We start from the raw sequence: 2,686 nt of genomic DNA, 5'->3' as shown, positions 1-2,686 counted from the left end.
CAAAGATTTAGTGAAAGCTAAAGAAGATGCGAAAAATGAAATAAAAGCCTTAGCTAATGCGAAGCGTGATCAAATCAATTCAAATCCAGATTTAACACCTGAGCAAAAAGCAAAAGCGCTCAAAGAAATTGACGAAGCTGAAAAACGAGCACTACAAAACGTTGAGAATGCTCAAACTATAGATCAATTAAATCGAGGATTAAACTTAGGTTTAGATGACATTAGAAATACACATGTATGGGAGGTTGATGAACAACCTGCTGTAAATGAAATTTTTGAAGCAACACCTGAGCAAATCCTAGTTAATGGTGAACTCATTGTACATCGTGATGACATCATTACAGAACAAGATATTCTTGCACACATAAACTTAATTGATCAGCTTTCAGCAGAAGTTATCGATACACCATCAACTGCAACGATTTCTGATAGCTTAACAGCAAAAGTTGAAGTTACATTGCTTGATGGATCAAAAGTGATTGTTAATGTTCCTGTAAAAGTTGTAGAAAAAGAATTGTCAGTAGTCAAACAACAGGCAATTGAATCAATCGAAAATGCGGCACAACAAAAGATTAATGAAATCAATAATAGTGTGACATTAACACTGGAACAAAAAGAAGCTGCAATTGCAGAAGTTAATAAGCTTAAACAACAAGCAATTGATCATGTTAACAATGCACCTGATGTTCATTCAGTTGAAGAAATTCAACAACAAGAACAAGCGCATATTGAACAATTTAATCCAGAACAATTTACGATTGAACAAGCAAAATCAAATGCAATTAAATCGATTGAAGATGCAATTCAACATATGATTGATGAAATCAAAGCTCGTACTGATCTAACAGATAAAGAGAAGCAAGAAGCTATTGCTAAGTTAAATCAATTAAAAGAACAAGCAATTCAAGCGATTCAACGTGCGCAAAGCATCAGTGAAATAACTGAGCAATTGGAACAATTTAAAGCTCAAATGAAAGCAGCTAATCCAACAGCAAAAGAACTAGCTAAACGCAAGCAAGAAGCAATTAGTAGAATTAAAGACTTTTCAAATGAAAAAATAAATAGTATTCGAAATAGTGAAATTGGCACAACTGATGAAAAACAAGCAGCAATGAATCAAATTAACGAAATTGTGCTTGAAACAATTAGAGATATTAATAATGCGCATACATTACAGCAAGTTGAGGCTGCATTGAACAATGGTATTGCTCGAATTTCAGCAGTACAAATTGTAACATCTGATCGTGCTAAACAATCGTCAAGTACTGGAAATGAATCTAATAGCCATTTAACAATTGGTTATGGAACTGCAAATCATCCATTTAACAGTTCGACTATTGGACATAAAAAGAAACTTGATGAAGATGATGACATTGATCCACTTCATATGCGTCACTTTAGTAATAATTTCGGTAATGTTATTAAAAACGCTATTGGTGTGGTGGGTATCTCTGGTTTACTAGCTAGTTTCTGGTTCTTCATTGCCAAACGTCGTCGTAAAGAAGATGAAGAGGAAGAATTAGAAATAAGAGATAATAATAAAGATTCAATAAAAGAGACTTTAGACGATACAAAACATTTACCACTTTTATTTGCGAAACGTCGCAGAAAAGAAGATGAAGAAGATGTTACTGTTGAAGAAAAAGATTCGCTAGATAATGGCGAGTCACTCGATAAAGTTAAACATACGCCGTTCTTCTTACCAAAACGTCGTCGTAAAGAAGATGAAGAAGATGTGGAAGTTACAAATGAAAACACAGATGAAAAAGTGTTGAAAGATAACGAACATTCACCACTCTTATTCGCAAAACGACGCAAAGATAAAGAGGAAGATGTTGAAACAACAATTAGTATTGAATCTAAAGATGAGGACGTTCCTTTATTATTGGCTAAAAAGAAAAATCAAAAAGATAACCAATCCAAAGACAAAAAGTCAGCATCAAAAAATACTTCTAAAAAGGTAGCAGCCAAAAAGAAGAAAAAGAAATCTAAGAAAAATAAAAAATAATTTGTTTCTTTGATAAATAGAGGAGCACCGATTGACATCACATCAGTCGGTGCTCCTTTTATTTTTTCTTTTTAATTAATTTATACAATGCCTGTTGAGCGTGTTGATTCGCTTCTTTGTTTTGTTCTCTCGGTATCCATTTAACAAATAATAAATCAAAATCTTTTTCAAATATTTCTATTTGATCAAAATAAGGTTTGAAATTTGCGTTTTTCACATAACCAGCTTCAATGCTATCTGCAATTAGCTTTGAGTCTGTATATAATAGTGCGTTTTGAACATTTAATTCACGTGCATGTTCTAGTGCATAAATACATGCAGCCCATTCTGCAGTGTGGTTATCCATTTCGCCTAACTCATGTGTATATGTATAATGCTGCTCATCTTCTTTGATTACAATGGCACATGTACTTATGCCTGGATTTCCTTTCGTCGCAGCATCAAAATTTATTTTCGCCATAATAAACCTACTTTCTATTCAATACTTAGTTAAAGTTACTATTACTGTAATACAAAATATGTTGGATAATCCATTAAAAAACACGCATCACTTAAATAAGTAACACGTGTTTAAAATACTCGCTGATTAAAAGATGATTTTCTAATACGTAGTACTGTAATATACTTCCTAAAAAAATCATCTTCAGGCTGGGACATAAATCAATGTTCTATGCTCTA

The 2,686-nt window shown here is 32.8% G+C and carries 2 protein-coding genes; one reads left to right on the top strand and one right to left on the bottom strand.

Annotated elements, in window-relative coordinates; all coding sequences use genetic code 11:
• The coding region (locus tag HMPREF3247_RS10525; protein WP_083324634.1) for a DUF1542 domain-containing protein at window positions 1-2,008 on the top strand (2,008 nt) is incomplete at its 5' end.
• A gap of 58 nt (window positions 2,009-2,066) precedes the next feature.
• Here HMPREF3247_RS10525 and HMPREF3247_RS10520 read toward each other — a convergent pair.
• The gene (locus tag HMPREF3247_RS10520; protein ID WP_001062935.1) at window positions 2,067-2,468 is read right to left on the bottom strand and encodes a ribonuclease HI family protein; all 402 of its coding nucleotides are present in this window, start codon (window positions 2,466-2,468) and stop codon (window positions 2,067-2,069) included.
• Window positions 2,469-2,686: the final 218 nt, after the last annotated feature.

The sequence above is a fragment of the Staphylococcus sp. HMSC36A10 genome (genome assembly GCF_001838845.1).
In the GTDB taxonomy this organism is placed as follows: domain Bacteria; phylum Bacillota; class Bacilli; order Staphylococcales; family Staphylococcaceae; genus Staphylococcus; species Staphylococcus aureus.
This window is presented reverse-complemented; position numbering and strand designations above follow the sequence as displayed.